The following is a 22,814-nucleotide window of genomic DNA, read 5'->3' on the forward strand; positions in this document are numbered from 1 at the left end:
GATAGATGATCATTGCCCGGTAGGGGACCGACCGGGATGGGGACGGAACGGGGACGGGTGAACGACGACGACCAGGGGCAGACGACGCTGCCGGGGGTGCATGGCGCCCGCCGTTGGCTGAGCCGTCGTTCCGTGCTGATCGCCGGCGCTTCCGGTCTCGGGGTCGCGGGGCTCGCCGCCGGAACGGCCACCGGAGCCCTGCCGTTCAGCGAAGCGCTCCAGCGGGCACTCGGCGTCGCGTCGCCGACCCCGGCCACCCAGCTCGGCAGCCCCCGCGTCGAACGCGTCTACTCCGAAGCCCGCGGCCGCGAGGTCGACCTCGTCCTGATGCTGCCGACCAAGGCGCCGCCCAAGGGCCTGCCGATGTCGCTGATGCTGCACGGCCTCCACGGCACCGCGCGGCACGCGGCCCCCACCGGGCTCCTCAAGCAACTCGGCAGCGACGTCGCCCGCAAGGCGGTGCCCCCGTTCGGGTTCGTCGCGGTCGACGGCGGCGACCACTACTGGCACGAGAACCAGCCCGGCGACAACCCGATGGCGATGCTGCTCGAAGAGGTTCCCCGCTGGCTGGCCGCCCGCGGCCTCGGCGGCCGGGACGGGCTGCCGTTCGCGGCCACCGGGCTTTCGATGGGCGGCTTCGGCGCGCTGCTCTACACCCGGCGCCGCCTGGAACGCCGCCGTCCGCCGTCCGCGGTCGCGGCGCTCGCGCCCGCGTTGATCACGTCGTGGCCGGAGATGAGCAAACGCCGCGCGTTCCGCGACGCCGCCGACTGGGGCGCGCTGGACCCGTTGCGCCACATCGACGTCACCAAGAGCGTGCCGACCGGGGTCTGGTGCGGAACCGAGGACCCGTTCATCGGCGGGGTGCGGAAGTTCATCTCCGAAGCACGTCCCCTGGTCGCGCACACCGCGCGCGGCAAGCACGGCGACGCCTTCAACCGCACGGTCGTGCCGAGCCTGATCGCGTTCCTCGGCAAACACGTCCCGAAGAACGCCTGACCGGGTTCACACGCGGAAGAAGATCCTGGTGACGGTCGAACCCGGTCTCCGGTACTGCCGGACCAGGTCGGCGACCTGATTCACCAGCACCAGCCCGCGTCCGCCGATCTGCCCCGGCGAGGCGGGACGGCGGCCCGCCAGCGGATCGCTCAGCGTGCCTTCGTCGATGACCTCGCAGAGGACATGGTCCTCGTCACGCCAGACACGGACGACACCGTGACCGGACCCGTGCAGCACGCTGTTGGCGGACAGTTCCGCCACGGCGAGCACGAGATCCTCCACCCGGTCCGGGACGAGCCCGCTCTCCTCCGCGCGTTCCTGCGCGAAGTGACGCACCGCGCCGAGCCTGGCGAGGTCGAAGCGGAACGCGTCGGCCGACAGCGGCTCGGGCAGCGGCAGGTTGTACTTCTCGACGACCGTGTCGGGGGCGTAGCCCGCGCTCGGGCGGTCGCCTTCGGCGCCGGAGAGCGTCGGATGGGTCCGCTCGGCGTCGGCGAGGACGTCGTCTTCGAGCCGGGTGCGGTCGTACGGGCACAGGATGCTGAGGTCTCGATCGCCGAAGGCGAAGTTGATCAGCGCCTCGTGCTGCGCGCACGCCGGGTACTCGATGGCCGACCGCCCCGCCCAGATCGGCTCGCCGATGATCCGGACCGGTCCCTGCCGGTTGTCCGCGAACGCGAGGAGCACACCGGGGAGGATGCGGCCCGGATTACGGCCCGCTTCGGTCATGTCGATCAGCTCGACTTCGGCGGCCGAATCGCCCAAGGCCTCTTCGATCAAGGTCAGATTCCGGCCCGGTACGGCCACCGCGACGGGTTCGTCGAGTTTCAGGCCTTCCAGGATGTACGGAATCGTACCGCTCAGATACTCGGAGTCACCGGAGTAGAGCAGCCCCACATGCAAGAAGGGCCCTGCGGTGACTGTCACGGACTCGTCTTACCCCGTTGAAGTGATTCTGAAACCCTGCTAACGGAGGAAAATCCGAAATCGGTCTTCGGGCTGTTCAGCCGAGCCAGCGTCCCGCCATCGAGATCAACCAGAATCCGGCGAGCGTCGCACCGGTGAACAATCCGGTCCAGGCGACGAGCGCCTGGTTCGCTTCCGCGCTCCGCGCCGCCTTGATCCGGATCAGCGCGTACGCCGAACCGGCGAACAACGGCAGCGGGATCAGCGGCAGCGGCGACAACCGGACGACGCCGGCCACCAGGCAGGTCGCCACCAATACGCCCAGCGCGATCGTCAGCGCGCGCGGGATCCACGGGTGCCCGCGATAGGCCCCGAGGATGATGCGTTCGGTGAGTTCGACGAGTCCCCTGACCTCGCGTGGACTCGCGGCTGCCAGTTCGGGAGCCTCGTTCTCGTCCTTCGTGGGAGTCAGCGGCACTGTCGCATCCTATCTCGGTCAGGTCACCGGCCGGACGGGACCGGAGAAACCGATGCCCCGGCCGGAAGGATCCGGCCGGGGCATCGGTGACGAAAGATCTCCGCTCAGGCGGACTTCTCACCGCGCTCGCTGCTGCGACGGCGTGACGGCTGGCGCGCCACGATCGTCGGGTTCACGTTCTCACGGACCGTCTGCTCGGTGATGACGACCTTCGCGACGTCGTCGCGACTGGGGATGTCGTACATGACCGGCTGCAGGACCTCTTCCATGATCGCGCGCAGGCCACGGGCGCCGGTGCCGCGGAGCACGGCCTGGTCGGCGATGGCCTCGAGCGCGGTCTGGGTGAACTCCAGCTCGACGTTGTCCATCTCGAAGAGCTTCTTGTACTGCTTCACCAGCGCGTTGCGCGGCGTGGTCAGGATGCTGACCAGCGACTCCTTGTCCAGGTGGGTCACCGTCGCCACGACCGGGAGCCGGCCGATGAACTCCGGGATCAACCCGAACTTGATCAGGTCCTCCGGCATGGTGTCGGAGAAGATGTCGCTCTCGTCGATCTCGGCCTTGGTGCGGATCTCCGCGCCGAAACCGAGGCCGCGCTTGCCGACCCGCTCGTTGATGATCTTCTCCAGCCCGGCGAACGCGCCGGCCACGATGAACAGCACGTTCGTCGTGTCGATCTGGATGAACTCCTGGTGCGGGTGCTTGCGCCCGCCCTGCGGCGGCACCGAAGCGGTGGTGCCCTCGAGGATCTTCAGCAGCGCCTGCTGCACACCCTCACCGGACACGTCGCGGGTGATCGACGGGTTCTCCGACTTCCGGGCGATCTTGTCGACCTCGTCGATGTAGATGATGCCCGTCTCGGCCCGCTTGACGTCGTAATCCGCCGCCTGGATCAGCTTGAGCAGGATGTTCTCGACGTCCTCGCCCACGTAGCCGGCTTCGGTGAGCGCCGTGGCGTCCGCGATCGCGAACGGGACGTTCAGCATCTTCGCCAGCGTCTGGGCCAGGTAGGTCTTGCCGCAGCCCGTCGGGCCCAGCATCAGGATGTTGGACTTCGCCAGTTCGACGGTTTCGTCCTTGGAATCCTTCGGTCCGGCCTTGTCGTCGGACTGCACACGCTTGTAGTGGTTGTACACCGCCACGGCCAGCGAACGCTTCGCGTCGTCCTGGCCGATGATGTACTGCTCGAGGAATTCGTGGATCTCGGCGGGTTTGGGCAGCTCGTCGAGCTTGACCTCACCGGCCTCGGCCAGTTCTTCCTCGATGATCTCATTGCAGAGATCGATGCACTCATCGCAGATGTAGACCCCGGGGCCGGCAATGAGCTTCTTCACCTGCTTTTGGCTCTTGCCGCAGAAAGAGCATTTCAGCAGGTCGCCGCCGTCACCGATCCGTGCCATGGCCGTTGACCTCGTCCCCTCCGGCGCAGTGTCTGCGCCTGCACTGTCGTGCCTGACTGTCGTACCCCGGTCACGGATGACCTCTCGGAGCCTCACACATTGCCACTGACGGTACCCGTCCGATGCCGCCGGCGGGAGAACCAACGTCACATCTGAGCACGCCAGAAGCTGACCTTAGACCAGGGATCCGGTGCGTGTCGTCTCCCGACACGCACCGGATCCCGGCACGATCAGCTGCTCGAAGCCTTGCGGTACTCGAGGACCTCGTCGACGATCCCGTACGCCTTGGCCTCGTCGGCCGTCAGGATCTTGTCGCGCTCGATGTCCTTCTTGACGTCGTCGGCGTCCTTGTTCGTGTGCTTCGCCAGGATGACCTCCATCTGACGACGCACCCGCTGGATCTCGTTGGCCTGGATCTCCAGGTCCGACACCTGGCCGTAGGTGCCCTCGGTGGCGGGCTGGTGGATCAGCACGCGCGAGTTCGGCAGCGTGAACCGCTTGCCGGGGGTACCGGCCGCCAGCAGCACCGCGGCGGCCGAGGCGGCCTGGCCGATGCACATGGTGACGATGTCGGGGCGGACGTACTGCATCGTGTCGTAGATCGCCATCAGCGCGGTGAACGAACCACCGGGCGAGTTGATCAGGATCATGATGTCGCGGTCCGGGTCCTCGTGCTCGAGGTGCAGCAGCTGGACCATCACGTCGTTGGCCGACGCGTCGTCGATCTGCACGCCGAGCATGATCTGACGCTCTTCGTAGAGCTTGTTGTACGGGTTCGATTCCTTGATGCCGTAGCTCGTGCGCTCGACATACGAGGGCAGGACGTACCGCGACTGCGGCAGCTGGAGCCGCGACTGCATCCCCGGCGCCTGCGACCCGATCGGAAGCTGGAAGTTGCTCATTGGAATTCTCCTGTGTGCCGGAGCGGATCAGCTGTTGGGAAGCGGGTTCTCGCGAGTGAGGACCTGGTCCACGAAGCCGTAGTCCTTCGCCTCCTGCGCGGTGAACCAGCGGTCGCGGTCGCCGTCCTTGACGATCTGCTCGACCGTCTGGCCGGTCTGCTCGGCCGTGATCTTGGCCAGCTCCTGCTTCCACTTGCCGAACACCTCGGCCTGGATGGCGATGTCGGAGGCCGTGCCGCCGACACCCGCCGAGGGCTGGTGCATGAGGATGCGCGCGTGCTGCAGCGCGTACCGCTTGCCGGGCGTGCCGGAGGAGAGCAGGAACTGCCCCATCGACGCGGCCAGGCCCATCGCGTAGGTCGCGACGTCCGGGCGGATCAGCTGCATGGTGTCGTAGATCGCGAATCCCGCGGTGACCGAGCCACCGGGCGAGTTGATGTAGAAGCGGATGTCCGACTCGGAGTCGTCTGCGTCGAGCAGCAACAACTGGGCGGTGATCCGGTTCGCGACCTCGTCGTTGACCTCGGAGCCGAGGACGACGATGCGCTCCTGGAGCAACCGCTCGAAGACCGAGTCGGTGAGGTTGAGCCCTGCGGTACCGGTCCGCGCCTCGGGCGTGTGCTGCGTCACGTCTGCCTGCCTTTTCGCCGACGGCGGCCAGCCGTGCCTCGGCCGCCGCTGTATGTCCAGATGCTGTGTCCTGGTGCTGAGGATCTTGCAACCGACCCTAACGAACTTGGGCGGTGCAGAATGCCTGACACCGCCCAAGTTCGCTTACAGCTTTACGGTCCGTTTCGCCGGGACCGCGTATTCCCTACTCGGCCGCAGTCTTCGCGGTCTCCTCGGTGACCTGCGTCTCCTCGGCTGCGGGGCCGAAGAGCTCTTCGAGGTCGACAGCGGTGCCGGAGGCGTCGGTCACGGTGGTCTTGCGGACCACCGAGGCCAGCGCCTTGCCGCGGCGGACGTCGGCGTAGATCGCGGTCAGCTGACCGGACTGCTGCGCCCGCTGGACGTACTCGTCCGGGCTGACGCCGAAGCGCTGCGCCTGGTAGATGATCCGCTCGGTGAGCTCGCCGTCGTTGACCGACGTCTGCTCGGCGTCGGCGATGCTGTCCAGCAGCAGCTGCGTGCGGACCGCCTTCTCCGACTCTTCGCGGACCTCGGTGTCGAACTCTTCGACGGTCTTGCCCTCGGCCTCGAGCGCCTTGGCGAACTGCGCCTCGTCGTGGTCGAACGGGTGGATCGCGTCGTGCTTGCGGTTCTCGATCTCGGCCTCGAGGACCTTCTCCGGGATCGCGACCTCGGTGCGCTCGAGGAGTTCCTCGAGGACCTTGTCACGGGCCTGGACGCCCTGCTGCATCTTCTTGACGCGGCCGAGACGCTCGCGAAGGTCGCCCTTCAGCTCGTCGATCGTGTCGAACTCGCTCGCCATCTGGGCGAACTCGTCGTCCGCCTCGGGCAGCTCGCGCTGCTTGATGGTCTGCACGGTGACGGTGACGTCCGCGTCCTTGCCCGCGTGCTCGCCGGCGACCAGCTTCGTGGTGAAGGTCTTGGTCTCGCCCGCGTTCGCGCCGATGATCGCCTCGTCGATGCCGTCGACGAGCTGGCCGGAGCCGATCTCGTAGGACAGGCCGGTGGTCGAGGCCTCCTCGACCTCCTGACCGTCGACGGTGGCCGCGAGGTCGATCGAGACGAAGTCGCCGTTCTCGGCCGCGCGCTCGACGCCGGTCAGCGTGCCGAAGCGGGCGCGCAGCTCGTCGAGCTGCTCGTCGATCTCGGCGTCGGTCAGTTCGACGTCGTCGACGCTGACCGCGAAGCCTTCGAGGTCGGGCAGCGAGATCTCCGGGCGGATGTCGACTTCGGCGGTGAACTCCAGGACCTCACGGTCCTCGAGCTTGGTCACCTCGAACTCGGGCTGGCCCAGCGTGCGGACCTCGCCCGCGCGCACGGCCTCCATGTACTTGGCCGGAATGACCTCGTTGACGACCTCGTCGAGCACCGGGGCTCGCCCGATCCGGCTTTCCAGCACGCGAGCCGGCGCCTTGCCCGGGCGGAAGCCGGGGATGCGCACCTGCTGGGCGATCTTGCGGTAGGCGCGGTCGAAGTTCGGCTTGAGCTCGTCGAACGGCACCTCGACATTGATCTTGACTCGCGTCGGGCTGAGCTGCTCGACGGTGCTCTTCAACGTATTCTCCTCGAGCGGTAAACGATGTGATTGAGCATCCGCATGCGGTCGACAGCGGATGTGCCCTGGCCAGCTTGCAGACCGGGCCGTCCGAGTCTAGGCCCCGCGGCTCACCGGTCCGGGCCCGGGGCCATCCCGGCCCCGTCGCGACCGCCCTCCCGGCCCGTTCACAGGTTTCGGGAGCCGTCCGGCGAACCGGGCGCGGACCACCCGATCGGAGCAGTTTTCGGTTCTTCTCTGTTACGAACCGGCCCATTCCTGGACACGGATGCGTGCCACGCTTCACCATCGGGCGCCGTGCTGAGGTGTTTCGGCAGGTAGTTGAAGTTTACAAACCAGGACCAGTTGTCTACGGTGTGACAGCTTCGTCCCGGTAGCCATCGACCGAGGGGACCGATCGATGACCGTCGCCGCCACCCGGTCCGACGACACGGGGGAACTGGCCGAGAGAACACTGAGACGCGGGGTGCCCAATCCGCGGATCCCGCTGCCGGTGGTCTCGGTGCCGACGGTGCTGTTGTTCACCGGCGGGATCATGGTCTGGGTGGGCGCCACCTGGCTGGTGGTCAACGAGGCCGCGCCGCTGTGGGTGACCATTCCCCTGCACGCACTCGTCACCTTCACGATGTTCACCGTGCTGCACGAGTCGACGCATCACGCGGCCGGGCAGCTCACCTGGGTCAACGAACTGCTCGGCAGGCTCGCGATGCCGTTCGTGGCGGGCTACGGCTCCTTTCCCCTGGTGCGCTACATCCATCTGGAACACCATCGCAACACCAACGAGGACGCCTACACCGATCCCGACGCCTGGACCGCGCACGGCCCCTGGTGGCAGTTGCCGCTGCGGTGGCTGACGATCGACTTCTGGTACGCCCGTTTCTACGTGGCGAGGCAGCGCACCCGGCCGCCGTCCGAGCGGATCGAGACCGCGGCCGTCGTCACCTTGAGCCTCGCCGCGTTCGCGTGGCTGGTCGCGACCGGCCACGGCTGGGAACTGCTCGTGGTCTACCTGATCCCGCAGCGCGTCGGCCTCGCCGTCCTGGCCTGGTGGTTCGACTGGCTCCCCCATCACGACCTCGGCGAGCAGCGGCAGAACCGGTTCGGCGCCACCCGCGTCCGCGTCGGGCTCGAATGGCTGATGACGCCGATCATGCTGTGCCAGAACTATCACCTGGTGCACCATCTCCACCCGGCGATCCCGTTCTACCGGTACCTGCGCGCGTGGAAGGACAACCGCGACGCGTACCTCGCCAGGGACGTCCCGATCGCGACGGCGTGGGGCCGCGAACTGACGTCGACGGAGTACCGCGAATGGCGTCAGCTCACCGGTTCGTTCGACGAGGAACCGCCCGCTCCCCAGCCCCGGGAGCCGAGCCGGTTCCACTCGCTGCGGGTCGCCGAGGTCCGGCCGCTGTGCGAGGGCGCCGTCACCGTGACGTTCGACGTGCCGGAGCGGCTGCGGGAGACCTTCCGGTTCACCCCCGGCCAGCACCTCGTCATCCGCGCGGAGGTCGACGGCGAAGAGGTGCGGCGCGCCTACTCGATCTGCTCGACGCCGGACTCCGGAGAGCTGCGGATCGCGATCAAGCACCAGGTCGGCGGCGCGTTCTCGACGTTCGCCACCACCGAACTGGAGGCGGGCGACGAACTCGAAGTCCTGCCCCCTGACGGTGTGTTCACGCTAACCCCGGAACCGGGCCGCTCCGGCCGGTACGTCGCGCTCGCCGCGGGCAGCGGGATCACGCCGATCCTGTCGATCCTGACCGCGACCCTGCTGAACGAGCCGAACAGCAAGGCGACCCTGCTGTACATCAACACCTCCGGCGCCACCACGATGTTCGCCGCCGAACTCGGCGTGCTCGCCGCCCAGCTGGGCGGACGGCTGCACGTCGTGCACTACCGCACCGACGAACGCGACCCGGACCTGCGCACGCAACGGATCGGGAAGCCGTTCGACACCGTCGGCGAGGCACTGGCGATCTCGCACGAGCGCTACCAGCGCGGCCGCCTCGACGGCACGCGCCTCCGCGCGCTGCTGCAGGCACGGCTGCACCCGGCGAAGGTGGACGACTGGTTCCTGTGCGGCCCGCGTGAACTGGTCGACATGGCCCGCCGGACGCTGGCGGACAAGGACGTCCCCGAGGAGAACGTCCACTTCGAACTTTTCCAGGGCGCGCTGCCGGTCCGCCCGTCGCAACGCCCGGGCCCGGTGCTCACCGTGACGGCGGGCGGGAAGACCGCCGAAATCCCCGCGACGGTGGGCGAAACCGTGCTCAGCGCCGCGCTGCGGCACGGCGTCGACGCACCGTACGCGTGCGTCGGCGGGGCTTGCGGGACGTGCCGGGCGACCGTGGTGCGGGGCAGCGCGCGGATGGACGTGCACTACGCGCTCGGGGACGAGGAGGTCGCGGCCGGGCGGATCCTGACCTGCCGGGCGGTGGCGACCTCACCCGAACTCGCGGTGGACTACGACTCCTGAGCTCTCTTCGCGTTTAGTCGCCTGCTTGCGGCTTCTTGTGCGGCTCCGGATGTCATGAAAGGGGCTTTCAAGACATTTTTTGTCCTGAAAGCCCCTTTCATGACACTTGCGAGCACCCCGGGGCGCCGTCAGGGACGTCGCGCTCGGCTCGGTCACCTTCCCGTCCGCATGAGCTGTGTGGTGTAGCCGCCGTTGCCGTCCGAGACGACGTACTCGCCGCGCAAAGCGCGGCTACCGGGTCCGAAGTGGACGCCCCGCGCGCACAGCGGGCTCACAGGCGGGACACAACGCGCGCATACGACCGCGGCGCACGCTCGGGGGCATGGCATCCGGCTCGGTCCCGACCACCGGCCCGCGCCGGTGGTCCCGGCCCGGGCGGCTTTCCCTGCGCACCAAGCTGACCGGCTCGATGGTGCTGCTGCTCACCTTCGTCTGCCTGGTGATCGGCGTCGCGAGCGAGATCGCGCTGCGGTCGTTCCTCGTCGGCCAGATCGACGGCCAGCTCTCGGCCGCGTCGGCCCGCGCCCACGACTACGCGAACCGGCCGCCGGACGACTCGCCCGGCCCCGGTCCCGATCCGCTCAACGCGCCGGGCCAGGCGTCGGGGACGCTGAGCGTGCGCTTCTCCGGCGATCGGGTGCTCTACGCGGGAGTCCTTACCGTACAAGGACTTCCTCAAGGATTGTCGGCTGCGCAGGAGTCCGGCCTGCTCTCCATTCCGGCGGACCGCCCGCCGATGACGATGGCGCTCGGCGGGCTGGGCGACTACCGGGTGCAGGCCGTCTCGATCCCCGGTGGCGTGGTCGTCACCGGTCTCCCTCTCGGGCCGATGCAGGACACGTTGGCCACGGTCGGCTGGATCCTGTTCGGGGTCGCGGCGGTGGGTGTCGCCGGTGCCGGGTTCCTCGGCGCGTTCGCGGTCCGGCGCACGCTGCGGCCGCTCGACCGCGTCGCGGCGACGGCGGGCCGGGTGTCGGCGATGCGGCTCGACCGCGGTCAGGTCGCGCTTTCCGTGCGGGTGCCCGAGATCGACACCGATCCGCGCACCGAGGTCGGCCAGGTCGGTTCGGCGCTGAACCTCATGCTCGGCCATATCGCGCAGGCGTTGGAGGCCCGGCACGCCAGCGAAACCCGTGTCCGCCGGTTCGTCGCGGACGCCAGCCACGAACTCCGCACCCCGCTCGCGGCGATCCGCGGATACGCCGAACTCGCCGGCCGCGGCAGCGCGCTGGTACCGCCGGAGGTCGCGCACTCGATGTCCCGGATCCAGTCCGAGTCCGCCCGCATGACGACGCTCGTCGAGGATCTCCTCCTGCTGGCGAGACTCGACGCCGGGCGGCCGCTCGACGTGGGCGTCGCCGACCTCACCCGGCTGACCGCGGACGCGGTCGGCGACGCGCACGTCGCCGGACCGGACCACCGCTGGGAACTGCGGCTGCCGGACGGGCCGGTGCCCGTCCGCGGCGACGTCCAGCGCCTGCACCAAGTACTGGCGAACCTGCTGTCCAACGCGCGGACGCACACCCCGCCGGGCACCACGGTGATCACCGCGCTGAGCCGCTCCCACACCGGGGCCGCGGTGCTGACCGTCACCGACAACGGGCCCGGCATCGCGCCGGAACTCCTGCCGAGTGTGTTCGAACGCTTCGCCCGCGGCGACTCCTCGCGTTCTCGGACCGCGGGCAGCACCGGGCTCGGGATGGCCATCGCGTCGGCGATCGTGGTGGCCCACCGCGGCACGATCGAGGTGCACAGCCGCCCAGGGCACACCGAATTCGCGGTGTATCTGCCGGTGATCGATTCCTCACAGCGGGTGCACAGCTTCGGCACAACCACCCCCCAGGTCGGCATCCGACCCTGAGGCCATGACCCTCCTCGCCTCCCGCGACGAAGCCGATCAAGACGCTCCACCCGCCCGGGGCAGGCCCGACGGCCCACGCTGGGTCCGCCCGTCCCTCGCCGCGCTTCTGCTCGCGACCGCCGTCCTTTATCTCTGGAACCTCGGCGAATCCGGCTGGGCCAACGCCTTCTATTCGGCGGCCGCGCAAGCCGGATCGCTGAACTGGAAGGCCTTGTTCTTCGGATCGAGCGACGCCGCGAACGCGATCACGGTCGACAAGACGCCGGCCGCGTTGTGGGTGATGAGCCTTTCCGCGCGCCTGTTCGGCGTCAACGCCTGGAGCGTCCTCGTTCCGCAGGCGCTGATGGGTGTCGGCTCGGTGGCTCTGTTGTTCGCGACGGTGCGACGCACTTCCGGCCCGGCCGCGGGTCTGCTGGCGGGCGCCGTCCTCGTGCTCACCCCGGCCGCCGCGCTGATGTTCCGGTTCAACAACCCCGACGCCCTGCTCGTCCTGCTCCTCGTCGCGGGTGCCTACTGCGTCGTCCGCGCGCTGGAGACGGCGAGCCCGCGCTGGCTGGCGCTGGCCGGGGTCGCCGTCGGTTTCGGCTTCCTCGCCAAGATGCTGCAGGCGTTCCTGGTGCTGCCCGCGTTCGGGCTCGCCTACCTGATCGCCGCGCCGACCTCGGTGGGCAAACGGTTGCTTCACTTGCTCGGAGCCTTGAGCGCGACCCTCCTCTCGGCCGGCTGGTACCTCGCCGTCGTCGCGTGGTGGCCCGCCGCCGACAGGCCGTACATCGGCGGCTCGCAGGACAACAGCCTGTGGGAGCTCGCCTTCGGCTACAACGGTTTCGGCCGGATCACCGGTGACGAGGTCGGCAGTGTCGGCGGAGGTGGCAACGGCGGCTGGGGCGGCACCGGCTGGGACCGGTTGTTCGGCACCGAGATGGCGGGCGGGATCGCCTGGCTGCTCCCGGCCGCCGCCCTCGCGCTGGCCGCCGGGCTGTGGTTCACCCGCCACGCCGGGCGCACCGACCGCGGCCGCGCGGCGCTGATCCTGTGGGGCGGCTGGTTCCTGAGCACCGCCGTGGTGTTCAGCTACATGAGCGGGATCATCCACGCGTACTACACGATCGCGCTCGCCCCCGCGATCGCCGCGCTCGTCGGGATCGCGGGCATCCAGTTGTGGCGAGCACGAGGGAATCCGGCCGCCGCGGGCACGTTGAGCGCCGGGATCGGTTTGACCGCGCTCACGGCGTATCTCCTGCTGTCACGGCAATCCGACTGGCTTCCCGGGCTGGCGATCGCGATCCTCGTTGCCGGTCTCCTGTGCGCGTTCCTGGTCTTCTTCGCCGCACGCTTACCCGACGCGGCAAGGCGTCTGGTCGCCGTCGGCGCACTGGTCACCGTTCTCGCGGGCACCGGCGCTTACACGGTCGCGACCGCGGCCACCCCGCACGAGGGCGCGCTTCCGTCCGCCGGGCCCGACACCGGCCGGGGCATGAGGATGGGCGGCCCCGGCGGCCTGCTCGGAACGAGCCTGCCCGGCGAGAACCTGGCCGCCCTCCTGCGGCAGGACGCCGCGAACTACACGTGGACGGCCGCGACGGTGGGCTCCAACAACGCGGCGGGCTACCAGCTCGGCGGCGGGGCGCCGGTGATGGCCGTCGGCGGGTTCAACGGCACGGATCCTTCGCCCACCTTGACACGGTTCCAGGAGTATGTCCGAAGTGGACAGATCCACTACTTCCTCGGCGAGGGCATGATGATGCGCGGGGAGACCGGCAGCGACGCCGCCGAGCGGATCGCCGAATGGGTCCAGGCGACCTACACACCGACCACTGTGGACGGCGTCACCGTCTACGACCTGAGCCGGTGAAACCGGTGGCGGAACACAGCGACGGCACAGGCGGGACACAAGCCGGCCTCAGCGCGATGACCGAGATTGACGCTATGACAGCCGCGATCATCTCCGGCGCCGACACCGGCAGCCGCCCCGCCATCGCCCCGACCGGCTCCCCCGTCCTCGACGTCGTCATCCCGGTCTACAACGAGGAAACCGACCTCGAGCCGTGCATCCGGCGCCTGCACGCGCATCTCGCGGAGCAGTTCCCGTACCCGTTCCGGATCACCGTCGCGGACAACGCCAGCACGGACGGCACCCTGCGGGTGGCCGAGCGACTGAGCCGCGAGTTCGACGACGTCGAAGTCCGGCACCTGGAAGAAAAAGGCCGCGGTCGCGCGCTGCGCGCCGTCTGGTCCACATCGGACGCTCCGGTGCTCGCTTACATGGACGTCGACCTCTCGACCGACCTTGCCGCGCTCGGCCCTCTCGTCGCACCGCTGCTGTCCGGGCACTCCGACCTCGCCATCGGCAGCAGGCTCGCCCGCGGCGCGCGGGTGGTGCGCGGGCCGAAACGGGAGTTCATTTCCCGCTGCTACAACCTGATCCTGCGCGGCACACTGGCCGCGAAGTTCAGCGACGCGCAATGCGGGTTCAAGGCGATCCGCGCCGACGTCGCCGAGCGGCTGCTCCCCCACATCCAGGACACCGGCTGGTTCTTCGACACCGAACTGCTCGTGCTGGCGCAGAAAGCCGGGCTGCGGATCCACGAGGTCCCGGTCGACTGGGTCGACGACCCGGACTCGTCGGTGAACCTCGTCGCCACCGCTACCGCCGACCTCAAGGGCATCGCGCGGCTGACCAAGGCGACGCTGACCGGCGAGATCCCGATCAGCGGCCTGCGCGAGCAACTCGGCCGCGCGCCGATCCAGGTTCAGGCGCCGGGGGTGGCGCCGAGCCTCGTGCGGCAACTGGTGCGGTTCGCCGCCGTCGGGGTCGCGAGCACCATCGCCTACCTCGTGCTCTTCCTGCTGCTACGGACGTTCACCGGCGCGCAAGCGGCGAACCTGGTCGCGCTGCTGGTGACCGCGATCGGCAACACCGCGCTCAACCGGCGCCTGACCTTCGGCATCCGCGGCCGGGGAGGCGCCGGGCTGCACCAGTTCCAGGGCCTCGTCGTGTTCGGTCTCGGGCTCGGGCTCACCAGCGGCGCGCTGGCGCTGCTGCACACGATGACGGCGCCCGGGCTGCCGCTCGAGATCACCGCTCTCGTGCTCGCGAACCTCGCGGCCACCGTGCTGCGTTTCCTGTTGCTGCGTGGCTGGGTCTTCCGCCGCCGGCCCGCCATCGAGAGGGAGAACTGACCCCATGACCACCACACTCGCTTCCCGGGTGGAACCCGGCCCTGTCGAGGAGAACGTCGTCGAACCGCCGGGCCGATGGGTCCGCCCCGCGGTCTTCGGACTGCTCGCCGCGACCGCCCTGCTGTACTTCTGGAACCTGACGGCGTCCGGCTACGGCAACTCGTTCTACGCGGCGGCGGTGCAGTCCGGCACGCAGGACTGGAAGGCGTGGCTGTTCGGGTCGCTCGACGCCGGGAACGTCCTGACCGTCGACAAACCCCCGGCCGCGCTCTGGGTCACGACGGCGTTCGCGCGGGTCTTCGGTTTCTCGAGTTTCACCGTGCTGGCCCCGCAAGCGCTGATGGGTGTCGCCTCCGTCGGGCTGCTGTACCTGACGGTGAAACGGACCTCAGGACCCGTCGCCGGGCTGTTCGCGGGGGCGGCGCTCGCCGTCACCCCGGTCGCCGCGCTCATGTTCAAGTTCAACAACCCGGACGCGCTGCTGACGCTGCTGCTGATCGCGGGCGCGTACTGCACGGTCCGCGCGATCGAAAAGGCGAGCCCGCGCTGGCTGGCCTTCGCCGGTGTCGCCATCGGATTCGGCTTCCTGACCAAGATGATGCAGGCTTTCCTGGTGCTGCCCGCGTTCGGGCTCGCCTACCTGATCGCCGCGCCGACCTCGGTGGGCAAACGTTTGCTTCACCTGCTGGGAGCGGTGGTTTCGGTCGTCGTTTCGGCGGGCTGGTTCATCGCGCTGGTCGATCTGTGGCCGACCGGCTCACGGCCGTACATCGGCGGCTCGACCGACGACAGCCTGCTCGAACTGGCGCTGGGCTACAACGGCCTCGGCCGGATCTTCGGCGGGAGCGGCGGCGGTGGCGGTGTGATGGTCGGCGGCACTGGCGGCGGGAACGTCGGCTTCGGCGGTGAAAGCGGCCTGACCCGGATGTTCGGCGCCAGCTTCGGCGGCGAGGTGTCGTGGCTGCTGCCCGCCGCGCTGATCGGCCTGGTGGCGGGCCTGTGGTTCACCAGGCGGACCGCCGGTACCGACCGGACGAGGGCCGCGCTGATCGTCTGGGGTGGCTGGATGCTCGTCACCTCGCTGGTGTTCAGCTATATGAGCGGCATCGTGCACCCGTACTACGCGGTCGCGCTGGCGCCGTCGATCGCCGCCGTGGTGGCGATCTCCGGGACTTCGCTGTGGCGTGGCCGGGCGCATCTCGCGCCGCGGGTGTTCCTGTCGCTGATGATCGCGGCGAGCGCGGTCTGGGCGTACATCCTGCTCGACCGCGACGCCGACTGGCTGCCCGCGCTGCGCTGGATCATCGCCGGGCTCGGCCTGGTGACCGCGACCGTCGTCCTGGTGGGTGTCCCGCCGGCGCGCAAACTCGTCGCCGTTGTCGCGACTGTCGCCGTGCTGACGGTCGGCCTCGGGACCACCGCGTACGGCATCGAAACCGCCTCGCAGGCGCACTCCGGTTCGATCCCGACGTCCGGTCCCGCCTCAAGTGGCGAGCCACGCGGGATGGGCGGGATGGGCATGGAGGAGGGCTCGTCGGCGGAGATGGGCACCCTCCTCGCCGCGACCACGACGAAGTGGGCGGCGGCGACGTCGAGCTCGCAGTCGGCGGCGAACCTGGAACTCGCGAGCGGGAAGTCGGTGATCGGCATCGGCGGCTGGAGCGGCTCGGATCCGGCGCCGACGCTGGCGGAGTTCCAGCGGTACGTGGCCGACGGCGACATCACCTACTACGTCGAAGGTGGGCGGGGCGGCGGTCCCGGCGGCGGGTCGGACGAGATCGCCGAATGGGTCGCGGCGAACTTCACCGCCACCACGGTCGGCGAGCAGACGGTGTACAACCTGCTGTCCTGACCCGACCCACGGACTTCCGACAGCCAACCCTCAGCCCGCGCACAGGAACCAGGCGGATGCTGGAATCAGGGATCACCCAGGGGTGAGGAGAAGACCATGAGGGAACTTCCACACTGGCACACGGCGAGCGCGCAGGGCCCGCGCGAGCACAACGCGGACGCCGTCGGGGCCTACGCGGCCGCGGGCGGGGCGGGGATCGTGTTCGCGCTGGCCGATGGAGTCGGAGATCACCCGAACGCGGGACACGCGGCACGGACGGCGGCTTCGGCGGCGGCCCGGTCACCGGTCGGGCAAGGGGCTGTCGCGGCTGTTCTCGCTGCTCAGCGCGCTGTACTCGAACACGGCGGGACCGGTGACTGCGTCCTCGTCGTGGCCGTCCCAAGCGACGAGGGGTATGGCATCGCGTGGGTCGGGGACGCGCGGGCGTACGCTTGGGACGGATACACCGTGCGGCAGGTGACGAAGGACCATACGCTCGCGCAGTACTTCCGCGACCACGATCAACCCGTGACACCGCGGATGGAACACGTCGTCACCACCAGCGTCCGCACGGCCGGTGCTCACGAGATCGGCACGGCCACCGTCACGACCGGAGGGCTTCTGCTCACCAGTGACGGCGTGCACAAGACGCTCAGCGGGCCGACCATGCTCGACATCCTCGGGATGCCGGACAGGGCGGCCACGGAGCTGGTGCGGACGGCGATCTCGCTCGGTGGCTCCGACAACGCCACCGCGATCGTGGTGGATCCGCCCCGTGCGGATCTCACCACGGAGAAATTTCGCGTCGCGGCCTGAACCGGGCGGTCAGGCCGCGACGCGATCCCTTTTGAGCTGCCGGTACTCCCGCAGCACCAGCACGACGATCAAGACGTCGAGGGCGGCGAAGAACGGCAGCGCGAGCGAGTGCGTGTGGATCGCGCGGAAGATCTCGTAGACCACGAACGCCGAGAGCACCACCGCGGCCACGGGGTAGGCGCGCATCACCTTGCGAGCCAGCGCCCAGACCAGGCCGAGCTTGATGAGCCCGTGCGCGACGAGGTACACGACGGCGAACGTCCGGCCCTCGACGAAGTGGCCGGCGGCGAGTTCGAGGTGCCGGGCCAGTGTCCCTTCCGGGTCGCCGAGCAGGTCGCGGGTGACCACGGCGTGCGCGAAACCGGTGACGACCGACGCCGGGACGAGCATCAGGACCAGTCCGCCCACCAGCTGCAACGCGCCATCGAGCCCCTTCAAGGCGATGGCGATCCGGAACAGCTTCTCGGTGCTCATGGGCGCTCCCTCCGCGATCACCTCACCCTGCCGCACCCGATCCCCGCCCGCAGCCACCGTCACCGGAAGGGGTCAGGACGCGTAGGTGACCCTGCCGTTCATCACGGTGGCGGTGACGGGAGTGTCGCGTAGTCCGGCAGGGGACAGCCGCGACGGATCCACCGCGGTGACGACCAGATCCGCGACGTCGCCGACGGCCACCCCCGCCCGGCCACCCGAAGCCGCCGCGAGCGCGGCCTCCAGCGGCATGGCCTGCTCGGGATGCCACGGCGGGCGGTCGTCGTCGGTGCGGCTGACCGCCGACGCGATCGCGTCCCACGGGTCCAGCGGGGCGACCGGCGCGTCCGAGCCGAACTCCAGGGTCACCCCGGAGCGATGCAAGGCGCCGTAAGGGAAAGCCCGGTCGGTCCAGCCGTGCCAGTGCCGGTCGGCGACGTCGCGGTCGTCCGGCTGATGGGCGGGCTGCACACTCGCCACGACACCCAGTTCGGCGAACCGCGCGACGTCTTCGGCACGCACCAGCTGGGCGTGCTCGATGCGGCCGGCGCATCCGACGCCTCCGAAGGCGTCGAGCGCGATCTTGTTGGCGTGATCGCCGATCGCGTGCACCGCAGGCGAGAGACCGTGCTCGGAAGCCTTGCGCATCAACGGTTCCAGCTCCTCGGGCGGCAGTTCGAGCAGCCCGTGTGACTCGGTCCCGGCGTAGTGCCCCACGCAGTACGCGGTGCGCGTGTTCAGCGAACCGTCGACGAACAGCTTGAACGGGCCGACCGTGAGCAACCCGCCGGTGTCTTCGAGGACGTCGCCGGTGCGATGGCCGCGTTCGACGGCGGTGTCGAGCAGGTACTTCGCGATCACGCAGGAAACCCGGACCGGCAAGGGTTTCCGCGCCAGCCGACGCCGCCAGGCGGTGACCGTGTCGGTGTACTCGTAGTCGACGATCTTGGTGACGCCGCGGGCGGCCGCCGCGTCGAGCGCGTCGGCGACCCAGCCGTCGATGACGTCGTCCGGGGCGACCGGGAGTTCGGCCGTCGCGCTCATGCAGTCGTTCTCCAGCAGCACACCGGTCGGATGGTCGCGGCCGATGAGTTTCAGCGCGGCGGGGCTGAGCCACAGCGTGTGGAGGTCGGCGCTGAACAGGGCGACGGGATGCCCCGGCAGCGCCTTCTGCAGCAGGTCCTTGTGCGGGGCGTCGGGCCAGAGGCCGTCGCGGAATCCGGCGCCGAGCACGAGATCGCCGGGCGGCACGGGGTTCGCCAGCAGATGGGCGAGCACGAGCTCGACCGTATGCGCGGCGGACTTCGCCTCCCCCAGCGGGATCCGGCGGCGCGCGGCGGACCACTGCGCGGTGTGCACGTGCGCGTCGACGAGTCCCGGCAGCAGCGTTCCGCCGTGCCCGTCCAGGGTTTCCGACGCCTCACCCGCTTGCCCCGGGCCTCCGATGGCCGCGATCCGGCCACCCTTGATCAGTACGTCCGACAGGGAACCCGCCAAGCCGACCCGGACCCGGCGCAACAGAAGATCGTCCACGCCTTCACCTTGCCAGCTCGGCCGCGTTTAGTCCTCTGGTTGCGGTCCGGCAAATCCGTTGACACGCTGCGATCATGGCCACGATCGCGGTGCTGTCCGACATCCACGGGGTACTTCCGGCCCTCGACGCCGTCCTGGCGGAACCTGGCGTCGATCGCCTCGTGGTGACCGGTGACATCGCGGCGGGCCCGCAACCGGCGCAGGTCCTCGACCGCCTGATCTCGCTGGGAGACCGCGTCGTCTGGGTGCGCGGCAACGCCGACCGCGAACTCGTCGCCCTCGCGCGCGGCGGCGAGACGGCCATCCCCGACCCCATCGCCCCCTGGGCGGCTTCACAACTGAGGCCGGACCACGTGGACTTGCTGGCCGCTCTGCCCTATCCGGTCACCCTGGCCGTCGAGGGGTTCGGGAAGGTCTTGTTCTGCCACGGCACTCCCCGGGACGACGACGAGGTCGTCCTGGTCGACTCCGCACCGGAGCGCTGGGCGGACGTCCTCGCCGGCGTTCCCGCCGACGTGTCGACCGTGGTGTGCGGGCACACCCACATGCCGTTCGTCCGGCTGGCGCAGGGACGTCTCGTGGTGAACCCCGGCAGCGTCGGGATGCCCTACGGCCGTCCCGGCGCGCACTGGGCGCAGCTCTCCGACGGCGCCGTCACCCTGCGCCGCACGACCTTCGACATCGACCGGGCCCGGGCCGCGATCCGCGCCGATTCGTCCTGCCCGGACGTCGACGAATGGACCGACTACTTCCTGAACGCCCGGGCTTCCGACACCGAAGCCTTGGCCGTCTTCCGGCCGCGTTCCGTCCTCTGGATGCGGTCCTTGCACGCGCAACCACCGCAACCAGAGGACGAAACGCGGGGCATCAGGAGCGGGCGAAGGTGAGCTTTCCGAGCGCCGCGACCAAGGGCGCGAGTTCGGGGAGGTCCTCGGCGGCGGCCAGCGCGCCGGTGAGGACGCTGTCGTGCGTCGGCCGCGCGGCCGCGAGCAGCTCCTGTCCCGCCGGGGTGACCTCCGTGTAGATCCCCCGCCGGTCGTCCGGGCACAGGTACCGCTGCAGCAGTCCCCGGTCCTCCAGCCGTGACACCAGCCGCGTCGTCGCCGACTGGCTGAGCACGACGGCGTTCGACAGCTGGTTCATCCGCAGGTGGAAGCCGTCCTGGCGGCCGAGCACGTCCAGCACGGTGTACTCGCTGACGGACAGTTCGTGCTTCTGCGCCAGTGCGCGCTCGAGCGCGTCCTCGATCCGCGCGTGCAGTGCGGCGAGGGTCCGCCAGCCTTGCGCACGTGCTTCCACGGCGTCGTCGGCCAGTGACACGGTTCACCTCTTCCCCGGTTGCCCGGACTTCGTTGCGTCGTGCATCATCAAGCGTGTGCAATATACGGCGCATGCAACTATTTCAGACGCTCGTAGTTGCCTACGCCAGCCAACACCACTCTACGGGAAGAAGTGAGGCCTCCATGCCTGCCGCTCTGCTCGCACTGGCGATCAGCGCCTTCGGTATCGGCACCACCGAGTTCGTGATCATGGGCCTGTTGCCCGAGGTCGCGAGCGACTTCGGCGTCTCGATCCCCTCCGCGGGGCTGTTGATCTCCGGGTACGCGCTCGGCGTCGTGGTCGGTGCCCCGGTGCTGACCGCGCTCGCGTCACGGGTGCCGCGCAAGACGGTCCTGGTCGGCCTGATGGTCCTGTTCATCGCGGGCAACGTCGTTTCCGCGCTGGCCCCCACCTACGGCCTGCTGATGACCGGCCGCGTGATCGCCGCGCTCTCGCACGGCGCGTTCTTCGGCGTCGGCGCGGTCGTCGCCTCCTCGCTGGTCGCACCCGCCAAACAGGCCAGCGCCATCGCGATGATGTTCACCGGGCTGACCGTCGCCAACGTCCTCGGCGTGCCCGCCGGGACGGCACTCGGCCAGGCGCTCGGCTGGCGCTCGACGTTCTGGGCGGTCAGCGTCCTCGGGGTGGTCGGCCTGATCGGGATCCTCGCGCTGGTCCCGGTCCAGGCGACGACGCGGAGCGCCGGGCTGCGCAGCGAACTCGCCGTCTTCCGGCGCCCCCAGGTGTGGCTCGCGCTGGCGATGACCACGCTCGGGTTCGCCGGGGTGTTCGCGTCCTTCACCTACATCGCCCCGATGATGACCGAGGTCGCCGGCTTCTCCCCCGGCGCGGTGACCTGGCTGCTCGTGCTGTTCGGCGCCGGCCTGTTCGCCGGCAACCTGATCGGCGGCAAGGCTGCCGACCGGGCGCTCATGCCCAGCCTGTACGTCATCCTCGCCACCCTCGCGGCCGTGCTGGTGGTCTTCGTCTTCACCGCACACGCCCAGATTCCCGCCGCGATCACCATCGCGGTCTTCGGCGCCGCCGGTTTCGCGACCGTCGCGCCGCTGCAGGCCCGCGTCATGGACAAGGCCGAAGGTGCCCCCGCGCTGGCGTCGGCGGCCAACATCGCCGCGTTCAACCTCGGCAACGCCGGGGGCGCGTGGCTCGGCGGCCAGGCCATCAGCGCGGGTCTCGGCTACACCGCGTCCAACTGGATCGGCGCCGCGCTCGCGCTCGCCGGACTGCTGGTCGCGGTCATCTCAGGCATGCTCGATCACGGGCGGCGGAAGGCTCGTCGCGCCGAACTGGCCCCCGCCGCCTGACCCACAAGTACCCACGAAAGGAACGCAAGTGACCGACATTCCCACCGTCAAGCTCAACAACGGGGTGGAGATGCCGCAGCTCGGGTTCGGCGTCTTCCAGGTGCCGGACGAGGAGACCACCGCCGCGGTCAAGACCGCGCTGGACGCGGGCTACCGCAGCATCGACACCGCCAAGGTCTACGGCAACGAAGCAGGCGTCGGCAAGGCACTGGCCGAGTCCGGCATCGCCCGCGACGACCTGTTCATCACCACCAAGCTGTGGAACAGCGACCAGGGCTACGACGCCACGCTGAAGGCGTTCGACGCCAGCCTGGCCAAGCTGGGCCTGGAGCGGCTGGACCTCTACCTCATCCACTGGCCGACGCCCGAGCGCGACCTCTACAACGACACGTGGAAGGCCTTCGAGAAGCTCTACGCCGACGGCCGGGTGCGCGCGATCGGCGTGTCCAACTTCCAGCCGGCCCACCTCGAGCGGCTTCTCGACGCCGGTTCCGTCACCCCGGCGGTCAACCAGGTCGAGGTGCACCCGTACCTGCAGCAGGCCGAGGTGCGTGAGTTCGACGCGAAGCACGGCATCGCGACCGAGGCGTGGAGCCCGCTGGCCAAGGGCGGCGACCTGCTCGGCGAAGCCGCGGTGAAGGCGCTCGCGGAGAAGCACGGCCGCACTCCGGCGCAGGTCGTCCTGCGGTGGCACCTGCAGCTGGGCAACATCGTGATCCCGAAGTCCGTGACGCCGTCGCGGATCAAGGAGAACCTCGACGTCTTCGGGTTCACGCTGTCGGAGGAGGACGTCGCCTCGCTGTCCGTGCTGGACCGGGGCGAGCGGACCGGACCGGATCCCGACACCTTCAACGTCGCGTAGCCGGAGCCTCGTGAGTGGTAAGGACGGTTCTGGTGGACCCGTATTTGCCTACCCACTGGATCCTGGGTGAGTGGGGAGGATTTGGGACGGTGAACGTCCCGAATCCTCCACACACGAACCCGCCGCGGTGAGATTCCTAGGCAAATACCGGTCCGCTCTAACCGCCCCTACCACTCACGAGGTCTCTCGTCCCAGGTGGCGGGCGTAGCTCTTCGTTCCCGCACGAGTCCGCTGGGTAGCCGGTTACTATTCGGCCGCACAGA

19 protein-coding genes are annotated in these 22,814 nt (G+C 69.5%); 10 read left to right on the top strand and 9 right to left on the bottom strand.

What is annotated here, in order from left to right:
* Positions 1 to 36: 36 nt before the first annotated feature.
* Positions 37 to 999: an alpha/beta hydrolase gene (locus tag ACZ5IK_RS18160; protein WP_465488716.1), complete on the top strand. Its 963-nt coding sequence runs from the start codon at positions 37 to 39 to the stop codon at positions 997 to 999.
* 6 nt (positions 1,000 to 1,005) lie between these two features.
* On the opposite strand, the gene ACZ5IK_RS18165 is transcribed toward ACZ5IK_RS18160, so the two are convergent.
* The 6 genes from ACZ5IK_RS18165 to tig form a co-directional block, all read right to left on the bottom strand.
* A complete protein-coding gene (locus ACZ5IK_RS18165) occupies positions 1,006 to 1,926 on the bottom strand; it encodes an anti-sigma factor RsbA family regulatory protein (protein ID WP_465488717.1) in 921 nt (306 codons plus the stop codon).
* Between the two features lie 76 nt (positions 1,927 to 2,002).
* The gene (locus tag ACZ5IK_RS18170) at positions 2,003 to 2,383 is read right to left on the bottom strand and encodes a hypothetical protein (RefSeq protein ID WP_465488718.1); all 381 of its coding nucleotides are present in this window, start codon (positions 2,381 to 2,383) and stop codon (positions 2,003 to 2,005) included.
* 104 nt (positions 2,384 to 2,487) lie between these two features.
* Positions 2,488 to 3,783 carry an ATP-dependent Clp protease ATP-binding subunit ClpX gene (gene clpX / locus ACZ5IK_RS18175; protein WP_101605976.1) on the bottom strand — a complete coding sequence of 432 codons (1,296 nt, stop codon included), beginning with the start codon at positions 3,781 to 3,783 and terminating at the stop codon, positions 2,488 to 2,490.
* Between the two features lie 230 nt (positions 3,784 to 4,013).
* Positions 4,014 to 4,685 (bottom strand): ATP-dependent Clp protease proteolytic subunit, encoded by a 672-nt coding sequence (locus ACZ5IK_RS18180; protein WP_101605975.1) that lies wholly within the window; start codon positions 4,683 to 4,685, stop codon positions 4,014 to 4,016.
* A 27-nt stretch (positions 4,686 to 4,712) separates the two neighbouring features.
* Positions 4,713 to 5,315 (bottom strand): ClpP family protease, encoded by a 603-nt coding sequence (locus tag ACZ5IK_RS18185; RefSeq protein ID WP_076166113.1) that lies wholly within the window; start codon positions 5,313 to 5,315, stop codon positions 4,713 to 4,715.
* A 184-nt stretch (positions 5,316 to 5,499) separates the two neighbouring features.
* Positions 5,500 to 6,870, bottom strand: coding sequence for a trigger factor (gene tig / locus ACZ5IK_RS18190; protein WP_101605974.1), 1,371 nt, complete (start codon positions 6,868 to 6,870; stop codon positions 5,500 to 5,502).
* Positions 6,871 to 7,336: 466 nt separating this feature from the next.
* Here tig and ACZ5IK_RS18195 point away from each other — a divergent pair, with 466 nt between their 5' ends.
* From ACZ5IK_RS18195 to ACZ5IK_RS18220, 6 genes are all read left to right on the top strand, one after another.
* Positions 7,337 to 9,349 (top strand): fatty acid desaturase, encoded by a 2,013-nt coding sequence (locus ACZ5IK_RS18195; RefSeq protein WP_465488748.1) that lies wholly within the window; start codon positions 7,337 to 7,339, stop codon positions 9,347 to 9,349.
* Positions 9,350 to 9,671: 322 nt separating this feature from the next.
* Complete coding sequence (locus ACZ5IK_RS18200) at positions 9,672 to 11,210, top strand: sensor histidine kinase (protein ID WP_465488719.1); 1,539 nt, start codon at positions 9,672 to 9,674, stop codon at positions 11,208 to 11,210.
* Between the two features lie 4 nt (positions 11,211 to 11,214).
* Entirely contained in the window at positions 11,215 to 13,065 is a 1,851-nt protein-coding gene (locus ACZ5IK_RS18205; RefSeq protein WP_465488720.1) for an ArnT family glycosyltransferase, read from the top strand.
* A gap of 74 nt (positions 13,066 to 13,139) precedes the next feature.
* Entirely contained in the window at positions 13,140 to 14,393 is a 1,254-nt protein-coding gene (locus ACZ5IK_RS18210; protein ID WP_465488721.1) for a bifunctional glycosyltransferase family 2/GtrA family protein, read from the top strand.
* Between the two features lie 4 nt (positions 14,394 to 14,397).
* A complete protein-coding gene (locus ACZ5IK_RS18215; protein WP_465488722.1) occupies positions 14,398 to 16,245 on the top strand; it encodes a glycosyltransferase family 39 protein in 1,848 nt (615 codons plus the stop codon).
* 96 nt (positions 16,246 to 16,341) lie between these two features.
* Positions 16,342 to 17,040: a PP2C family protein-serine/threonine phosphatase gene (locus ACZ5IK_RS18220; RefSeq protein WP_465488723.1), complete on the top strand. Its 699-nt coding sequence runs from the start codon at positions 16,342 to 16,344 to the stop codon at positions 17,038 to 17,040.
* Positions 17,041 to 17,049: 9 nt separating this feature from the next.
* On the opposite strand, the gene ACZ5IK_RS18225 is transcribed toward ACZ5IK_RS18220, so the two are convergent.
* Together ACZ5IK_RS18225 and ACZ5IK_RS18230 are read right to left on the bottom strand one after the other, a co-directional pair.
* Positions 17,050 to 17,514 (bottom strand): DUF2127 domain-containing protein, encoded by a 465-nt coding sequence (locus ACZ5IK_RS18225; protein ID WP_465488724.1) that lies wholly within the window; start codon positions 17,512 to 17,514, stop codon positions 17,050 to 17,052.
* 72 nt (positions 17,515 to 17,586) lie between these two features.
* Positions 17,587 to 19,044, bottom strand: coding sequence for an amidohydrolase (locus ACZ5IK_RS18230; RefSeq protein WP_465488725.1), 1,458 nt, complete (start codon positions 19,042 to 19,044; stop codon positions 17,587 to 17,589).
* A gap of 74 nt (positions 19,045 to 19,118) precedes the next feature.
* Here ACZ5IK_RS18230 and ACZ5IK_RS18235 point away from each other — a divergent pair, with 74 nt between their 5' ends.
* A complete protein-coding gene (locus ACZ5IK_RS18235; protein ID WP_465488726.1) occupies positions 19,119 to 19,931 on the top strand; it encodes a metallophosphoesterase family protein in 813 nt (270 codons plus the stop codon).
* Here the strand turns inward: ACZ5IK_RS18235 and ACZ5IK_RS18240 are convergent.
* Entirely contained in the window at positions 19,912 to 20,364 is a 453-nt protein-coding gene (locus tag ACZ5IK_RS18240; RefSeq protein ID WP_101605968.1) for a MarR family winged helix-turn-helix transcriptional regulator, read from the bottom strand. The genes ACZ5IK_RS18235 and ACZ5IK_RS18240 overlap by 20 nt on opposite strands.
* Before the next feature lie 143 nt (positions 20,365 to 20,507).
* Between ACZ5IK_RS18240 and ACZ5IK_RS18245 the strand changes: the two genes are divergently transcribed.
* Together ACZ5IK_RS18245 and ACZ5IK_RS18250 are read left to right on the top strand one after the other, a co-directional pair.
* Positions 20,508 to 21,689 (top strand): MFS transporter, encoded by a 1,182-nt coding sequence (locus tag ACZ5IK_RS18245; protein WP_465488727.1) that lies wholly within the window; start codon positions 20,508 to 20,510, stop codon positions 21,687 to 21,689.
* A gap of 28 nt (positions 21,690 to 21,717) precedes the next feature.
* The gene (locus tag ACZ5IK_RS18250) at positions 21,718 to 22,551 is read left to right on the top strand and encodes an aldo/keto reductase (RefSeq protein ID WP_465488728.1); all 834 of its coding nucleotides are present in this window, start codon (positions 21,718 to 21,720) and stop codon (positions 22,549 to 22,551) included.
* Positions 22,552 to 22,814 lie beyond the last annotated feature (263 nt).

The organism is Amycolatopsis sp. NPDC031561 (assembly GCF_055580625.1).